Annotated in this window: 14 protein-coding genes; 7 read left to right on the top strand and 7 right to left on the bottom strand. The window is 35.7% G+C overall.

Going from position 1 to position 16,527, the window contains the following annotated elements:
• The first annotated feature begins 34 nt into the window (after nt 1-34).
• The 3 genes from BWI92_RS08400 (at nt 35) to BWI92_RS08395 (ending at nt 2,071) form a co-directional block, all read left to right on the top strand.
• On the top strand, nt 35-1,234 hold the full coding sequence (locus BWI92_RS08400; protein WP_095162023.1) for a PAS domain-containing sensor histidine kinase: 1,200 nt from the start codon (nt 35-37) through the stop codon (nt 1,232-1,234).
• A gap of 175 nt (nt 1,235-1,409) precedes the next feature.
• On the top strand, nt 1,410-1,745 hold the full coding sequence (locus BWI92_RS27245; RefSeq protein ID WP_176464377.1) for a hypothetical protein: 336 nt from the start codon (nt 1,410-1,412) through the stop codon (nt 1,743-1,745).
• Nucleotides 1,718-2,071, top strand: coding sequence for a MarR family winged helix-turn-helix transcriptional regulator (locus tag BWI92_RS08395; protein ID WP_176464376.1), 354 nt, complete (start codon nt 1,718-1,720; stop codon nt 2,069-2,071). The genes BWI92_RS27245 and BWI92_RS08395 overlap by 28 nt, the downstream gene beginning before the upstream one ends.
• Before the next feature lie 122 nt (nt 2,072-2,193).
• On the opposite strand, the gene BWI92_RS08390 is transcribed toward BWI92_RS08395, so the two are convergent.
• Nucleotides 2,194-3,243, bottom strand: a complete 1,050-nt coding sequence (locus tag BWI92_RS08390) for an IS4 family transposase (RefSeq protein ID WP_217903392.1) — start codon at nt 3,241-3,243, stop codon at nt 2,194-2,196.
• Between the two features lie 651 nt (nt 3,244-3,894).
• Here BWI92_RS08390 and BWI92_RS08385 point away from each other — a divergent pair.
• Complete coding sequence (locus BWI92_RS08385) at nt 3,895-4,587, top strand: hypothetical protein (RefSeq protein ID WP_095161875.1); 693 nt, start codon at nt 3,895-3,897, stop codon at nt 4,585-4,587.
• Between the two features lie 39 nt (nt 4,588-4,626).
• Nucleotides 4,627-6,300: an astroprincin family protein gene (locus tag BWI92_RS08380; protein WP_141234723.1), complete on the top strand. Its 1,674-nt coding sequence runs from the start codon at nt 4,627-4,629 to the stop codon at nt 6,298-6,300.
• A 631-nt stretch (nt 6,301-6,931) separates the two neighbouring features.
• Here the strand turns inward: BWI92_RS08380 and BWI92_RS08375 are convergent.
• The 6 genes from BWI92_RS08375 to BWI92_RS08350 all read right to left on the bottom strand — a co-directional run bounded on the left by BWI92_RS08375 (nt 6,932) and on the right by BWI92_RS08350 (nt 14,965).
• Entirely contained in the window at nt 6,932-8,560 is a 1,629-nt protein-coding gene (locus tag BWI92_RS08375) for a hypothetical protein (RefSeq protein WP_095161871.1), read from the bottom strand.
• A gap of 39 nt (nt 8,561-8,599) precedes the next feature.
• Nucleotides 8,600-9,307: a hypothetical protein gene (locus tag BWI92_RS08370; RefSeq protein ID WP_095161869.1), complete on the bottom strand. Its 708-nt coding sequence runs from the start codon at nt 9,305-9,307 to the stop codon at nt 8,600-8,602.
• A 317-nt stretch (nt 9,308-9,624) separates the two neighbouring features.
• Nucleotides 9,625-11,151, bottom strand: coding sequence for a glutamine-hydrolyzing GMP synthase (gene guaA / locus BWI92_RS08365; protein ID WP_095161867.1), 1,527 nt, complete (start codon nt 11,149-11,151; stop codon nt 9,625-9,627).
• A 252-nt stretch (nt 11,152-11,403) separates the two neighbouring features.
• Complete coding sequence (locus BWI92_RS08360; protein ID WP_095161865.1) at nt 11,404-12,879, bottom strand: MBOAT family protein; 1,476 nt, start codon at nt 12,877-12,879, stop codon at nt 11,404-11,406.
• A gap of 29 nt (nt 12,880-12,908) precedes the next feature.
• A complete protein-coding gene (locus BWI92_RS08355) occupies nt 12,909-13,901 on the bottom strand; it encodes an Rpn family recombination-promoting nuclease/putative transposase (protein WP_095161863.1) in 993 nt (330 codons plus the stop codon).
• Nucleotides 13,902-13,993: 92 nt separating this feature from the next.
• Nucleotides 13,994-14,965 carry a hypothetical protein gene (locus BWI92_RS08350; RefSeq protein WP_176464375.1) on the bottom strand — a complete coding sequence of 324 codons (972 nt, stop codon included), beginning with the start codon at nt 14,963-14,965 and terminating at the stop codon, nt 13,994-13,996.
• Between the two features lie 323 nt (nt 14,966-15,288).
• On the opposite strand from BWI92_RS08350, the gene BWI92_RS28655 reads away from it, so the two are divergent.
• Nucleotides 15,289-15,927, top strand: a complete 639-nt coding sequence (locus BWI92_RS28655) for an ABC transporter permease (protein WP_310588882.1) — start codon at nt 15,289-15,291, stop codon at nt 15,925-15,927.
• 41 nt (nt 15,928-15,968) lie between these two features.
• Nucleotides 15,969-16,511 carry an FtsX-like permease family protein gene (locus BWI92_RS28650; RefSeq protein ID WP_310588881.1) on the top strand — a complete coding sequence of 181 codons (543 nt, stop codon included), beginning with the start codon at nt 15,969-15,971 and terminating at the stop codon, nt 16,509-16,511.
• Nucleotides 16,512-16,527: the final 16 nt, after the last annotated feature.

Genomic DNA, 16,527 nt, shown 5'->3' with positions numbered 1-16,527 from the left:
TCACCCATTCGCTAATTCGCTCAATAATTATTCTATGTTAACAGTCGATATTTATAGTAAAAACACATGGTGGAAAATCGCTTTTCTATTCGTTTGCGTTATTATCGGGGCATTTTCCTTGTACTTCACTGACCGAATTGTTTCGAAATTGGAAGAACGAGAGAAAGATCAAATTCAACTTTATGCTGAGTCGTTTAAGTTTATGATGACCAATGATTTGGATAAAGATGTGAATTTCTTTTTCGAAAAAATCAAGAAATCTAATGAGAATATTACGATTCCTGTCATCTTGAAAGACGGTTCAGGATATTTGACCGCTTCAGAAAGTATCCAGATTCCACCGGGATTGAATTCAAAAGAGCAACAAGCTTTTTTGCGTGATAAATTGAATGAAATCATGCGTGATGATAACCCACCGATTGAGCTTGATATGGATTTTCATAAGGAATATGTATATTATGGAAATTCTCATTTGCTAAATATGCTTAGGTATTATCCTGTATTTCAGTTGATTGTAGTGTTGATTTTTGGCTTGGCAGCGTATCTGTTTTTTGATGCTTCACGCCGCTCTGAGCAAAATAGAGTTTGGGTAGGTTTGGCTAAAGAAACAGCACACCAGTTGGGCACGCCACTATCTTCATTAACAGCTTGGGTGGAGTTTTTTAAATCAGATCCTACTTTCGATCAAGAAATTGTAAAGGAATTAGAGAAGGATGTTCAGCGACTCGATGTAATCACGACACGTTTTTCTAACATAGGTTCGATACCTGTGCTCAAAGAAGAAAATGTAGCTGAGACCGTTGAGGTATTTTTGAGCTATCTCAAACGAAGAATTTCATCTAAAGTATCATTGACGATTGAAAATCATTTGACACATCCAACGGTCAAAATTAATAAGTATTTGTTTGAATGGGTTATTGAAAATATTTGTAAAAATGCGGTAGACGCCATGACGGGTGTGGGAGCGTTGAAAGTGACGATGGAAAATGGCAAACACAATCAAATTATCATTGATATTTCGGACACAGGAAAAGGTATCAGTAAACAGAATTTGAGTAAGGTTTTTAATGCAGGTTTCAGTACCAAAAAGCGAGGATGGGGCTTAGGTTTGACACTTGCCAAAAGGATTATCGAAAATTATCATAGTGGTAAGCTTTTCGTTAAATATTCAGAAGTGGGCAAAGGCACTACATTCAGAATCATTATTGCAGGTGTGAATGATGAGGAAGTTTAGAGAGAAAGGCTTGGGAGATATCTCAAGCCTTTTGTTTTCGAAACAAAACTACATTAGCATTGTTACTAAAGAGTAGTATTAGTAAAGCTATTACTACTCTTTTATATTTGTGGTAAAGTCGAAATGAAGTACTCCCCCAAACTAAGAAATATTTAGAAATAGCGTTGATGAATATATGAAGAAGGCAATTAATCCAGTCGTTGAATTAGTAAAGGCTTGGGAAGTGTTTGAGAACGAGAATCCAACAGGTAACTTGGAAGAATTTTGTCAGGATTACTTACAAAAACAACAATTAGCAAGATTTAAGCAAGTCGATGAAGAATATATACATCATACAGGAGGTAGAGTAGTGAAGCCATCCAACGGCCTAGGTAAAGCACTTGTTCGAGTTCAGAAGTACCTTCATTTTTATGTAAAAAAACAATGCAAAATCTACCAGTCGATAATATTGAAGATTTCGCGTACTTGTCAGATTTGCATTTCATGGGTGCTATGCGAAAAAGCGAATTAATTCATCGAAATATTTCTGAGTTTACCTCAGGCACCAATGTAATTAACCGTCTTATAAAGAATAACCTTGTAGAAGAATTTAATGATCCAGACGACGCGCGCTCAAAGCAAGTAAAAATAACATCATCGGGTGTGAGTTGGATAATGAGTTGTTTGCCCGAGATGATCAAGGTAGATGCAGTACTATTCCAAGTGCTTAAATCAGATGAAAGGGAATTGCTTTTTCATGTTCTAGCCAAACTCGATCGTTTCCATACCAGTGTTTATTCTGAAATGCGAGCGTTAGAAATTGAAGATATTTTGAAAAGAATCACTGGTAAAATATAAACTTATTTTCATGGGACTACCTTATGCTACAATTAAAAAGAATCAAAGTATTTCCTACGAAATTATTAGTACATTTTAACCTAGTACCTATAGCTCATAGACCACAATATGTTAATGCAAATTTATGTTGCATTAATACTCAGCATTATATTAGCTAAATTTCTACTATACCCAGCTTTTTTTAAGTAGGCATATTTTTTTTGATAATGAGACATTTGCATTTTTATACATCTTAAAAAGCTGAATATTCTATTCTCAATAGCTGTATCTGTCAGTATTGCTTGCCGGAATAATTCTTGAATCATATTTATACCCTTTCTAAGAAAACTATTGGATTTATAACCATGCTTTTTCTTTTTGATTTTTTGTACTTTAGCGTGAAAGTAAATTCCCATACTTATACAAACGGCATATGATATAGCGACTAAGGCAATGAGTTTTTTAATCTTTTTCAAACATTTTAAATGCGTTTTTTCTAAGTTAAAACCTCTACCTTTCAATCCTTGAAAACAAGTCTCTATAGTCCATCTTTTAGCATATAGCTGCCCCATAAATTCTACATTTACTGTACCCAATAAATATAAAAAATCACCGTTTTGCAAGGCCTTGACCCAAACATTGGCCACTACACCATCTACTAGACAATCTCTTAATATCACAGCTTTGTTAATTTTTAAATTCAAGCACTCTATTTTGAACACACTAACATCTGGTTTTTGTAATAAATGATGTTTTGGCAAGCGCATTATAAAATTTATACCATTGTCTTTCAGATATTTAATCCATGAATGGCCGATAAACTCACGGTCTCCAACTATGTATCCTATTCGTTCTTTGCCAATCAAATTTACACACATTTCTACGATAGCTTTACGGTCTCGGGTAGATGAATTTCCACTCTTATTATCCAACATTTCCCAATATAAAGGAAGCTGATAATCTCCACAACCTACTACTACCATCAAAATATTTATCTGACAGGAGCCAAAATCCCATTCTGTTCTATCAAGGCATAAACGTAACTTTTTATTAGTCGGTAAGAACTGCAACAACAGCAAAGCTACATAAAAATAATCAATATTAACCTCCCTGAAAAAATCCTGTATTCGAACTTCATTGGAGCTTAATTTAGCCTTGACATTTAGATGTTGAGCTACATCGCAAAATTGTATGGCACGGGCCGCCCCGATTTCTACTTTTTATTAATCCTAAAATAAATGAGCAAATGAATTTTTTGCGTGATAAATTCTTAACAATTGGAAATTTTGATAAAACACTGGTAATTTCGCTTTCGAGCCGTTGGTTCATGGGAAGTGGGATGTTTTGGAGCTTGGTAACTACAAAACTCTTACTTCCCTTTCTTTTTACCTAATTTGTCCCATTTTTTAGTAGGGTAGAGTACTAAATTTCTTATGTTAGTATAATGTTTCCTTGTATTCAATACATTGTCAACCTTCGTTTCTTCTATTTAGAGTGTTTGTTTTTGTTGTGTTTTGCTTTATAAAATGGTGTATCCTGTGTTGGCAGTACCATAAAATAAAAAAAAACAAGATAAAGTAATCTACTAACAAATCGAACCTGTTCTTCTTATAGCTTTACATCAAGAAAAAGGATATACTATTCGAGGTAGTCTTTTTGATGATTAGCTATTATTCTTATAAATAAATCAACCGTCTGAAAATATTCACTTTTAACTAGTTAGAGAGGTTTTGTCTCAAACTAGTGGTTATGTGTTTTGCCCAAAAATTGATATTTAGCATTGAATCTCAAGATTAAAAACAATATACTACATATGATTATTGAACTATTAAAATGAAGTTACCATGATGAAAAAACTACTTTTAATTTTATTAGTAGCTTCGATAAGTTTTAGAGGTTTTTCTCAACTTATCAAGCCTGTTGCACCTAAATCAAATACTAACTCGATTAAGTTCGGTATAGGGCTTTTAGGAGGTACAACACCCGGATTTGACGTTTCGGCTCGGTTTACGCCCAACATTTCAGTAAGATTGATGAACACATTTTTAAATTACACCATGTCCAACAAGTTAACAGTTTCAGATGAAGACATACAACTAAATGGCAACTTGGATATGAACGCACTAGGGTTAGGGGTGGAGCTTTACCCTTCGTCAAAAAGCTCATTTAAGTTTATTTTGGGACTTAGTTATATTCAGAAAGGACGTGTATTGGTTGTGGCTTCACCCACAGAGAATTACAAAATAGGTGAAACCGAATTTACTCCTAAGGAAATCGGAGAATTTAACTTTGATTTGAGTTACAATGGAGGTGTAGCCAGATTTATCGGATTAGGCTTTGGGAGAGCCGTCCCTAAAAAAAGAGTTGGATTTGGGTTTGAATTAGGTACATATTATTTGTCTGAACCCAAAGTATCTTTAACTGGTACTGAAAGACTAAGTAGCATGAGTGAGCAAGAAAGTAAAATTCAAAACAATATGAAAGATTGGAGGTATTGGCCTATGTTCAACCTTAGGTTGGCAGTAAGACTGAACTAAAAAACAAATCGAACACATACATTTTAATACGATACGGCTATGAATAAATTACCAAACATAACACTTTTTATGCGCCTTTCTGGAGTCCTAATATTGATCTTTGGCGCACTAAATGCCTGTCAAAAAATAAACCCATTTGAAGATTTAGAACTTACCGTAAATACCGATATTTACAAGGCTCCAGTATTAATTGAGTTTGTAGATGCAAACCCGGAAGTAAAGGGTCGTCCTCAGAATCTCAAGGTAACTATTTCGGGTCCAGGTAAAGATTTAGTACTGAGTGATGCAGGAAAAAAGAACTATACCCCATCAGGAAATGTATTAAGTTTAGTTTTAAATAAAAATGTTGCACCGACAACTAAAGCTCCTATTGAATTTACTGTGGCCGTCTCTGGGGAGGGTTATGTATCTACAAGCAAAACAATTATTATTACTGACCCTAAAGATGCTCTGAACTTCAGAGTTCCTCTTACAAATATTGCAACTCCACCTGTTGGAGCAGCAACAGAAAAAGCAACTGTAGACTTAAGTAAAGGGAAGAGTGTAGAAGTACCTTCTACTCCTGATAAGCCTGAAACAGCTAGTATTACAATTACTCCAGGCACAGAGATAAAAGATGCATCAGGTACGATTATTAATTCTAAAGAGGTGGCAGTAACAGTAGTGCAATATACCACCGAAACACAAGAATCAATAGAAAGCTTTCCTGGTGGATTTGCGGCAGAAAATGTGGCTATGAATAGTGGCTCATCAGTTGATGGCTCTTTTATAACGGGAGGGTTTGTTGCTGTCGAAATGGAAGCTGCTGGAAAAGATGTAAAAAGTTTCTCAAAACCAATTGAAGTTACTGTAGGATTAAATCCCGATTTGAAAAATCCCAATACAGGTCAGTTAATGAAGGAGGGAGATTCTATCCCGACTTGGAGTTATGATAGCGATACTGGAGCTTGGAAAGAAGAGGGGGTTGCAAATGTGATACGAAATAACAAAGGCGAATTGGTAGCACAATTCAAAGCTCCACATTTATCTTATTGGAATTTGGATTGGTTTTATTCTAGCTGCCGTTCGTGGGAGCCTCTTACATTCAATGTAAGCTCTAACGTTACACGTTATGCTAATAGCAATGATTTTTATGCAAAAGTGTATTGTATTAGTGAGGCTGGTGTGAAAAATTATGTAAAAACTATGTATGATTTTGATGTCACCAATGGTAATAGTTCAAACGGTCTTTTTAATGCAAATCCGCCGGCAAATTTTAAACTTCAAGTAGAAGTCTATTCGCGTCAAGGGGATACTTTTCTGGGGGCTACCTCACAATTTGACCCATGCTCTGTTTCATCAGTTCCTATTTCTCTTAATGTGAAAAGCCTACCAAGCTATTTGAATGTAGAGGTTGATTTTACTGCAAAATGTACTAATAAAAGCCTCAATATTAAGCCTTCAACATGGTTATATTTGATTAGTTTAGATTCATATACGTGGAACTATTCCTACGCTGTAAGTGGGAAGGCTAATTTCAATATAACGGAAGGAAAAACATATTATTTCTTTACCTACTACGATAATAAAACTTACGAAGGCAATGTAACATTCAACAAGACATCTTCTGTTATCACTGCAAATGGGAAAGGCATAACAGGAACAACGAGCTACAATCCAGTAACTGATATCGTATCTGTATTTGCAACATATGAGTCTGAAACCTGTAACTAAGTTTGCTATTCGAAGAGGTTGTCTAACTAAATTCTAATTGTAGTTATCCTATTAGTACTATACTTAGTGTTGTCTTAAAATGAAATTTATAGAAATGGTTTAGATTTCAGATGAAGTAATCAAACTCATGTATTGTGTTTTTTCTTAGACATAGTACATGAGTTTTTTATGAACAATTGTAAGACCATTTAAAAATAATTGCATCGTATATAGTTTACCGTAGAGTTTTTCATAGTGAAGCTATTGAAAATTTTCTCAAAAATTAGTCTTTCAAATTAGTTTTGTGCGAATATGTTATAAGTTAATAGTCTGATTATTAGACAAAATTGAAGTTCCGAGTTTAAGACTTTGTCTTGGACTGACGTTTAAACTGTTTAAAGGTCAGAGGAGAAGATTAAGTGTTTTGGTGAAACTTTCTCATAATCAAAAGGTTATAGTTTGTTTTGAGCTTTCGGTCGTTAGTGATGTACACTTGGTAAAATGCTTATCTGATTTCTTAAGAAATATATTCAAACGTTTAACCTATTGGGTATGGCTGAATACCTATCAACTAAAAACGGTATCGAATTAATTCGATACCGTTTTTAGTTGATAGCTTTTGTTAGTCAAACAAATCTAATTTAACCAAACCCTATTTACACAGAACGTCTGGCATAGAGCTATTGATAGAGTGAACGCTACCCGAGGTTACAGTTTGATTATCGTAGTAAAACAGAATACCACCCACATCAAACATAAAGTCATATACACCACCTCTTTTCAAAATAGTAGAAGTGGCAGTAATGATATTTGAAGCATTTCTAGTCGCTTTACCAACATAGAAATATCCATCACCAGGCTTTTTCGCATACATATGAATATTGTCAGCATTTGACGTTTTGTTTGCGTCTTTACACTTTAAGTTAGCTTGTAACTCGATAAAGTTTGGTGGTGCTGGCATATTGATTGTTGCTGACTGACCACTTGGATATGGGTTATTGACAGTTGTGATTACTTCACCTAATGAGTTTTTGACCACAATTTTAGTGATTTCATTTGGCGTAATGATAGAGTTATTTAATCTATCAGTCGTTTCAAACACAACTACGCCGTCGTTTACATCTACAATAAACGTTTCGCTAGCATATTGTCCAACTGAACCCCCAAATGCCAATGTATAAGTTTTAATAGCATTAATCATAGCAGGAGTAACATTATCGCCAAACGCTGCCTTTGCAGCTGCAATATCCGCTGGACTATTTGAGTTTCCTGCAACGGTAATACCATTGAATGACGCAAAAAATACAGAAGTTAAGTGGTTGATAGTTCCTTTTGCCTCTAATTTGCCATTAGCATTGGTTGTTAATTTTACACTCCCTTCATACTTAAAGACTTTTGTATCTTCGTCATAAGATGCAATCGCAATCAAATCGCCAGCTACTAAAGGCTTGCCTGTAGTTGGGTCAGTAGCTCCAGTTGGAAATTCCGTTTGAACATCAATTTGTCCTGAGAATGATTTTACTTTTTGGTTTTTATCATTCGAAATCTCAATGTCCATACCTACCACTGGTTTAAAAGTAAACGAAGGGATAGGTTGGTTATTTTTATCCAAAACCTTACTCACATCACCAAGGTCAATGTTAACAGGTGTCTTAGTGGCATCAGTTTTAGTAATTACCACATTCACGTTACCACCCACAGTTTGACCATCGCCATCTTTCATCGTAACACCCGATGGGATATTTACAGTTGCCTTTTCTTGTACAGTTGAAGTAGTCGAAGTAGCTGCAGCAATAGGGGTTGAAGTTGTTCCTGATGCAGGAACGGTAGCTGGTTGTTGAACCACAGATACACCTGCAGGAGGCGCTGCAATTTTGGTTAATTTAACAACTAAGTTCTGGTCTTTTGTACTAGTAATTTCTACAGGAGTAATGCTACGCAAGTATCCGTCAGCCTCTGCTATGATAAAAAATTTGATTGGAGCGTTTGCGCTAGGAACACTGTTTGATTTGGCAGCCAGGGTCAAAACATTTTGTTTTACCGCCAATGTTTTTCCACCAACACTATTTACAACCTTGGCTGTATCGGCACCACCAAGTGAGATTTTGATATTGCTAGGTAAGTCGCCCGCGCTAATATTGTCTGGTTGGAATTGAACAACAACATTTGAATTAGCAAGTGCTACTGGAAGTTTAAGCGTTACACCGTCGAGAGGGGGCGTACAGGCATACCAAGCACCAGCTAGCATAAAAGCACCTAAAATATATATAAGCTTTTTCATAAGTATTCGTTTTTGATTAAATTTTACCTTGTAGTTTAATTATTTATTCAGCTTGTAGGTAATGCTGAAAGTGATGTTTGGTACAAATGAGTAGTTTTTGATGTTTTTCTCAATATCAGAGATATTCTGGTCTGTCAAAATCGACTCAATCATGCCTGTACGAGGTACTGCTAGTTTAGGAGAGCCAGTGTAATATGTTCCCAAGTCAACCGAAAAACCTAGTTTGTGCTTAGGAATAGCTCTACCAAAACCAAGTCCTAGATAAGGACGTACTTTATTACCCGAAACAATCAAACGAGCCGTGCCAAATTCTTCCGCATCCAACTCTACATCTTTTGCCAATTTAAAACGCCCTGTTTTCTGAGCTGGCTCTACATCTACATAGAAGTCTCCACTACCGTAAGATACTCCACCAACTAACTTAAAAGAACTTTTCTTGAATGGATGCCAATCTACCTTTGCTCCCAAAAGCATAGAAGTTACAGTTGGATTAATCAAAACATCGGATGCTCCGTCTCCTAGGTTTACTTTAATAGGATTTTTTACGAAATTTTTACTGTCTAAAAATTCGGCCGAGATACGTAAATTAAACTTGCCAGGTTTTAGTTGTCTTGATAAACCTGCTCCAAAACCAAAACTACCAAATTGGATATTAATAGAGTTGCCTAGTGTAGGCTTGCTACTCTGTGCCGTTGCGGCATTGCCCATTAAAAGAGCAGAGAGGATTAAAAGGTAAAACTTTTTCATACATGAGAATTTTTAAAATGAGACTTAATAAAGCACGCTCAAATATCATTCTAAAAATTCTATGAATAGTACTTAATGGACGCAAAACTGAATAGAAATTTATTTTTCGGAGGATAAAAATCAAATAGGTCAAAAAATATCTTTTTAGTTATATTTTGAAAATAAAATTGTTTAGAAAAAAAAGGTTTTCGTATTGTATTGATAATGAGTTTGTTATGTCTACGGAAGGCTTTTCTACTCAATACTGAGTAGAAGATTACTGAAAAACTACAAAAACAAAAAAGTCCAGCCTTTCGACTGGACTTTCCTTTTTATGCTTATTCCCACTCAATGGTAGCTGGTGGTTTTGAAGAAATATCGTATACAACACGATTAACACCTTTTACCTTGTTAATAATGTCGTTAGATACCTCTGCTAAAAATTCATAAGGTAAGTGACACCAGTCAGCAGTCATACCATCTACAGATGTTACAGCACGAAGCGCAACTACCTTTTCGTATGTACGTTCATCGCCCATTACACCTACCGATTGGATAGGTAACAAAATTGCACCTGCTTGCCAAACTTGGTCATACAATCCTTTTTCTTTCAATTTCCCGATAAAGATTGCATCTACGTTTTGAAGAACATCTACTTTTTCTGGAGTAATATCTCCAAGAATACGAATAGCCAAACCTGGACCTGGGAATGGGTGACGACCCAAAATATTTGGATCAATTCCTAAAGTTTTACCTACTAAACGAACTTCATCTTTGAACAAAGTATTAAGTGGCTCAACAACCTTCAACTTCATGTAGTCAGGTAAGCCACCTACGTTATGGTGAGATTTGATGGTAGCAGAAGGACCTTTTACCGAAACAGACTCAATTACGTCTGGATAAATAGTACCTTGACCTAGCCATTTTACATCTTCAATTAAATGAGCTTCTTGGTCAAAAACATCAATAAATGTTTTACCAATAGCTTTTCTTTTTGCTTCAGGATCTGACAAGCCTGCTAACGCTGTATAGAATTGTTCTTTTGCATCAACACCTTTTACGTTCAATCCTAAGTTTTTGTAAGATTCAAGTACCTCTTCAAATTCGTTTTTACGAAGTAATCCGTTATCTACAAAAATACAGTATAAGTTTTTGCCAATAGCTTTATGAATCAATACAGCAGCTACCGAACTATCAACGCCTCCAGAAAGTCCTAAAACAACTTTATCATTACCTAATTTTTCTTTCAAATTAGCAACAGTCGAGTCTACAAATGAGTCCGAAGTCCAGTCTTGGCTACAACCACAAATGCCAACTACGAAGTTTTTCAACATATCTTTTCCTTCCAAAGAGTGAGTTACCTCTGGGTGGAACTGAATGCCGTAAGTAGATTCGTCTTTGATTTTAAAAGCTGCTACTTTCACTGAATCTGTAGAACCAATGATTTCAAAGTTTTCAGGAACAGACATGATTGTATCACCGTGTGACATCCATACTTGAGAGTCTTCCGAAACGCCTTCCCAAAGTTCAGATGATTGAACTTTCGTCATTTTAGCACGACCATACTCACGGTGTCCTGAGTTAAAAACCTCACCACCAGCAGTATGAGCTAGCAATTGTGCCCCATAGCAAATACCTAATAAAGGTAATTTTCCTCTGAAAAGAGACATATCCACACGTGGAGAATCCTCTTCACGTACAGAACAAGGACTACCTGAGAAGATAACCCCTTTTACATCGTCACCAATTTCAGGGATATGATTGAATGGATGAATTTCGCAATAGACGCTTAGCTCGCGCACACGACGTGCAATCAATTGCGTTACTTGAGAACCAAAATCGAGGATTAATATTTTTTCGGTCATGATACTTTGGAATTAGGATATTGATAATTAGGTGTTTAGCCTCTTAGCAAGTCCTACGTGTCTAAAAAGAAGGTGCAAATTTCGGAAAAAAATACATAGCTTATTCAAAAATGCTATAAAATATCTTCCTAAAAATGAAGGAATAGTGTCGTATGTCTCTAAAGTATGATGAATTATACAAGGTTTTTCATTTTTAATGTATTTAGAAATTAAAAACGGCATAAAGAATATTTTGTCTTTATGCCGTTTTACTTAAAACTGAAAGTAAATAAATTGCGCTGGTGCCTGATACATACCCATGAATAAGGTAGCGAAGATAATTCCGTAATATAGTAGCCAACGAAACCAAAGTGGTTTTTGGCTAAGTCTTTCTCTAATATGAACTCCTCTTTGTGCCCAATGAACGCTTTCCATCATAATAAGTGCCAAGATGACCACTACAAAATTGAGTTCGCCTTTGTTGAGCATTACATTTTTGGCAAAAAACTCACCATTACTCAATTGGTTTATTTGATGTGGTAAATCAGTAAATAAGTGACTCACAATGTAAGATGCCGTTTGGAAGTCTTTGGCACGGAAAAAAATCCAAGCAAAACTGGTTAGTCCAAAAATCGTCAATACCTGAAGAATATTGTAGAAAATAGGCCAAGTGTTTAAGCCAAGAGAACTTATAATTTTATTTCGAATATCCTTTGTTTGATTAGCGAAAATCAGATAAAAACCATGAATAGCTCCCCAAATAACAAAGTTCCAACTAGCACCATGCCAAATGCCACTTACTAGGAAAACGATAAATAAGTTCACTTCTCGACGCCATTTTGAGACCCTGTTCCCACCTAGAGAGATGTACAAATAGTCCCTAAACCAAGTAGATAGTGAGATATGCCAGCGACGCCAAAATTCTGAAATAGTTTTTGAGAAATAAGGACGGTCAAAATTCTTCATCAACTCAAATCCCATCACCTGTGCTGAGCCTAAAGCAATATCTGAGTAACCCGAGAAATCACAGAATATTTGAATTGAAAACAAGCAAGTCGCAATAATTAATGGCAAACCTGTATATCCTTGCGGATGGTCATATACTTGTCCAACCATAGCCGCTAATCTATCGGCAATGACTACTTTCTTAAACATCCCCCAAGCCATTAGCTTGAGTCCATTGGTTACATTTTTATAGTCAAAATAATGTTCCTCATGAAATTGATGCAGTACATTTTGTGGACGCTCTATGGGACCAGCTACCAGTTGTGGATAAAACATCACATAGAGCGAGTAAATCCCAAAATGCCTTTCTGCTTTTTGATTGCCTCGGTAAACCTCTATGGTGTAACTCATTGCCTGAAAAGTATGAAATGACAAACCAATTGGTAGAAGTATTTCTAAATAAGGAATAGGATTTTGAAGCGCAAAACCTTTTAATAACCAAGTGATATTTTCGTTAATAAAATTATAATATTTAAAAACGGCTAAAACCCCAATATTGGCAATCAGACTCATTACCAGAAACCATTTTCGCCGACTACCCTCGCTTTGTTCTATCAATATACCCGCGTAGTAGTCAACGATGATGGTGAAGCCTAGAATAACCATGTAAATGGGTACAAATGCCATATAAAAATAGCAAGATGCTACTAAAAGCCACAACCATCTGAATTTGTGCGGTAACAAGAAATAGCCAATCGTCACGATTGGGAAAAACACTAAAAATTCTATTGAGTTAAAAAGCATAATGTAAAAAATACCTGTAGGGGAGCCCCCTACAGGTTGTTGATTTCTTCTTCTGAGAGTCCAGTGAGCATTTTGATATTTTCAATGCCTAACCCCATAATCTTTGCTTGACGAGCTATGTGCCTTTGTTCTTCTTTTTTTCCTTCTAAAATACCTTCTTGGATGCCTTTTTCCATTCCCTCTTGAATTCCTTTCTCCATGCCTTCTTGGATACCCTTTTCCATTCCCTCCTGAATTCCTTTTTGAATTCCCTCTTTCAACCCTTCCTGCATACCTTTTAAGAGTCCTTCCTCATGGGCTGTTTCGACTGCATAATCGTAGGTGGCTTTATTGTCTCTAAATACTTTAAGACTGTATTCGTATCGTTCCCAATCCTCCCTATCCATTTTGGCTAGCTCAGCGACTTGAAAAGCGTGAGTAAATACTTCATCTTTAAACAACTCTGGAATGTTTTGAAAGTCTTCGAGGTTTTTGATAAAATACAACCATTTATCTAGTCTTGTAGCCAACTCATGTTCTTCTTTTTTGAAATTAGGCATTTCCAGATAGATATAAGTCAACTTGTCGTAGAAGACCTTTCCATGCTGATTTTTGAGATTGATGGTATGAACGACTTCTGATTTTTCAGGTTCAGATTCGTAATCATCAAAGGTGAAATCTAGCACGCCTATGCAGTATACCGCTTTGAGATTGTAGTTCCAAATACCTTTTTCAGCTTGTTCTCGAATCGGGAAAGTGGAATAGTAAATGGTTCTTTCTCTAAAATAATTCTGTTTGGCTTTTTGTAGTTCTACGATAAACTTTTCACCATTTTGATTTTCACAATAGATATCATAAATGGCTTTTCGGTCGTAGGGTGTAAAGCCTAATTGCTCATTGTTTTTGAAGGTGAGTTCTACGATTTGGTCTCTTTCGGGCAAAAGGGAGTTTAGGAAGTCAATAAGTTGTGGCTTACTGGCTTCTTCACCAAAGATTTTCTTGAACCCGAAGTCCGTAAATGGATTAAGATATTTTGCTTTCATGTTTATAAAGGAGTAGTTCTAAAATCCAAAGTTAGACAATTTTTATGATTTACTCTTTATAAAGATAGAAGCTTGATTTCCATGGTTTTGACCTAAAAGTCAAAACTGTCCAATAATTCTACAATTCGGTAGGTCCAAATCTTTCGTCCTTCTGCATTGGGGTGATTTTGAGAATCAAAATATAAAGCATCGTCCATGACACCCGTCAGACTATTTCCGATAATAGGACAAAATAAGGTGTTATTCAATACGCTTTCATACTGCTGAATAGCCTTCTGATTTTGTTCAAAATATCCTTGCGAGCAACTGCCTATTACCCAAAATAGTTTTGCTTGTTTTTGGGTGGCGTATCTATTAAAGCTATTTACTTCTTCGATTTGTTGATTTAGGGTACTATCTACTACTAATGCTGGTAACGAATTCTTGAAATAGGGGGGCTGTCCCAAATGCGAAACTAAATCACCTTTTGAGTCAAAGCCTCGACTTGTATACACATTACTAAAAGAAGATTCTTTAGAAATATGGGCCATATCCCATATGCTTAAAAAAAAAGACCTTGAAATGTACCAATAATAGGCTAGATGCCCATTCAAACGTTCTGAAAGGGTAAATGAGGAACGCCAATCACGAGCCTCTGACAGATAGTCTCCCGTAATTAATTGTGGAAGAAGGTTTCCTTTTTGAGAAGTCTGATAATCGACGACCAATAATACAATATCGTTTGGTTGAAGATGACCTTCGAGCTGTTTTAGCATAAAACTACTACCCAAATCAGAGTCAAGTGCCATGTTTACCACAGGCAAATTAAAGTCATTATGTAAAATAGTGCTATTGATGCCAAAAGCAGCGGATGAGCTGCCTGTAATGATGATTCGAGGCGAAGGCGTTTCTTCCAAAAGCTTCTGCTTTTGAAGAATTGCGGCGTGATAACAGTTTTTTGAAGAAGGTATTACGTTGAGATAAGTAAACACAATTAACCATAGAAACACTGAAGCTCCTACTAGGTACTTTAAGATTTTTAAGATGCTTGGGTACAGGTTATATGCGTACTCTAAATACTTCACAGAGTCGATGTGTCAGAAAATACAATGCGTTGATTTGACAAAAATAGCATAATATCACAGATGCCAACCTATTTCTTTTCAAAATAAAACAGAATGCTATTGGATGCTTAATTTATATTAAATGAGTGGATGTTTGAGGATACGAAACATTTGTTTTTTATTTGTAGATTGAAAAGTAAACGTAATAAGTTTTAACCTTCGTTATGATTTCATAATCTGCCAACAAACTTTGTTTGTAGATTTGAATGTACCATTAATGTTTTTTAGAAAATCTCAAAAAACATCCCTACGATAAAAGCTTTAACGCTTGAAATATTTGAATTATGACTAATTTTCCTAGATATATCTCCAATCGTATTCAGAATACGGCATCTCAATCTTTTTCGGCTACAGTTACCAAAATCGGCATTGGCAGCATCGCTCTAGGATTGATGGTTATGATTATTGCTTTTGGAATATTGTTTGGCTTCAAGGATGCAATCCGACAAAAACTCTTTAGTATTACCCCTCACATTCGTGTAGCTAAATTTTCAGCCAATGAATCTTATGAGGAATATCCTATTACGAAACAAACTGACTTGTATCGTCATTATAAAAATATTCCTGACATCAAACATTTACAGGTTTCGGCTCAGAAAGCAGGTATTTTGAAGACTCCTGAAGAAATGCTAGGCGTAGTAATGAAAGGAATAAGTCGTGATTTTGATACAACCAACTTTCACTCGGTGATGATTGCAGGAAAGCCGATTCAGTTCAATGATACGACTTATTCAAAAGATATTTTGATTAGTAAAATCATTGCTGATAAACTCAAATTGAATGTAGGTGACAATGCGATTATTTACTTTTTGAATGCACCAGATCGTCCTAGAAAATTGAATGTTTCTGGAATCTATGAAACAGGCTTAGAAGAATTTGATAAAACCCTGATTATAGGCGATTTGGGATTGATTCAAAAATAAATGGCTGGGGAGCAGATTCTGTCGGAGCTTATGAGATTTATTTGAAAGATTTTGATGCCATACAAACTTCCTCAAAAGTAGTTCAGGATAAGATGCAGCCTGATATGAAGCTCGAAAAAGTAACCGATAAGTTTATGGGTTTGTTTGATTGGTTAGGGATGTTGGATCGCAATATGGTGATTTTTCTTACCTTAATCTTGTTTGTGGCTTGCTTCAATATGATTTCAATATTGTTGGTACTCATGATGGAACGTACTCCAATGATTGGGCTTTTTAAAGCACTTGGTAGTTCCAACTGGCAAATTCGTAAGATATTTCTTTGGAGTGGCTTTTTGATGATTTTTAAAGGAATGGTTTATGGAAATATTATTGGTATCGGCTTTTGCCTTATTCAACAACATTTTAAACTAATTCCCCTTGATCCTGCCAACTACTACATGAACACCGTCCCAATAACCATGAATTGGGGTGTCATTATGCTTCTGAATCTTGCAACGGTGTCTTTAGTGTTGTTTGTTTTATTGATTCCTACCTTTGTAATTACAAGGATTCAACCAATCAAAGCCATAATTTTTAAGAAGTAAAAAAGATTGATTGTGA

Origin of the sequence: Flectobacillus sp. BAB-3569, assembly GCF_002270355.1 — a bacterium.
GTDB lineage: Bacteria > Bacteroidota > Bacteroidia > Cytophagales > Spirosomataceae > Flectobacillus > Flectobacillus roseus.
Note: the sequence above shows the minus strand (reverse complement) of the source record. Positions and strands in the feature narration are given on the sequence as shown.